Origin of the sequence: Alienimonas chondri, from assembly GCF_013036045.1 — a bacterium.
GTDB classification, from domain to species: domain Bacteria; phylum Planctomycetota; class Planctomycetia; order Planctomycetales; family Planctomycetaceae; genus Alienimonas; species Alienimonas chondri.
In genome coordinates, this window is record NZ_WTPX01000336.1 from 1 (window position 1) to 1,089 (window position 1,089).

A 1,089-nucleotide genomic window follows, 5' to 3' on the forward strand; every position below is an offset into this window, starting at 1 on the left:
GCTCAGCGGCGGGCGCCGGGCGAAAGCCGCTGGCCAGCACGGCGACGGCCAGCACGCCCACGGCGGCGAGCGGACCGGCGGTTCGCGTCGCCAATCGGGAGCGGGGAACGGGGGTTCGACGGAGCATTTCGACTCGTTCGTGAAGGGTGCGACGGGAGGGGAGAAACGCCCGCGCCGGCCACGCGGCCGACGTCGATGCCGACGACAGTCGGGCGGGCGACAGGGGGAACCGACCGCGAGTTGAGCTTGGGTCGGGGCCGGGGTCCGCGGTCAGAGCGACCGCGGCGAGACTCTTCAGATACGCGGCCCGCCCGCCGACGAGTTCGGCGGCGCAGGCGTCCGCGGCGAGTTCCTGATCGCCCCGCACCCGCCCCGCGAGCCAGTGCGACAGCGGGTGATAGAACTGCGTCAGCAGCGCCGACTGGGCGAGGAGGTTCCAGAAGGCGTCCCCGCCGGCGACGTGCGCCAACTCGTGCGCCAGCACCGCGTCGCGGTCCGCCGACGTCCAGGAGCGCCACCCGGTCCGCGGGTCCGCCGGCAGCAGCACGCACGGCCGCCGCCACCCGACCGCGGCGGCGGTCGACAGGGCGTCCGTCTCCCGCAGTTCGACCGGCCCGCGAACCCCCGCGGCCTGCCGCAACCGGTCGAAGGCGCGGGTCAGTTCTGCGTTCTCCACCGCCCGCGAGCGCCGCCGCAATCGGGCGATCAGCAGCCAGCCGACGACGAACCGACCCAGCCCCAACGCCAGCAGCGCCCCGGCGAGAATCGCCCCCCAACTCAGCGTCGCGCCGAGGCTCCGCGGAGCCTCGGCGTTACTCGGCGTGACGGGAAGCGTCTCCGGCGGTTCGAGCAGCGCCCCCACGAACGCCCGCGCCGCCGCGAGGGAGACGTCTGTTTCGTCCGTTGACTGAGGAAGAGAGCCGCGACCGTCAGGGAGCGTCTCTGTACGGTCGGGCGCGGCGAGAGACGCTCCCTGACGGTCGCGGCTCCCTGGCTTCGCCTCTCCGTCCCACCGCGGCCACGGGCTGAGGGCGGCGAGGCTGAGCAGCGCCGCGGCGCCCAGCCCCAGCAGCGCGACGCGGCCGCAGA

Annotated in this window: 1 protein-coding gene; it reads right to left on the reverse strand. The window is 74.9% G+C overall.

The genetic code is table 11. The features are described from left to right. A partial coding sequence (locus LzC2_RS21500; protein WP_171190066.1) for a M56 family metallopeptidase occupies nucleotides 1-1,089 on the reverse strand: 1,089 nt, incomplete at both ends.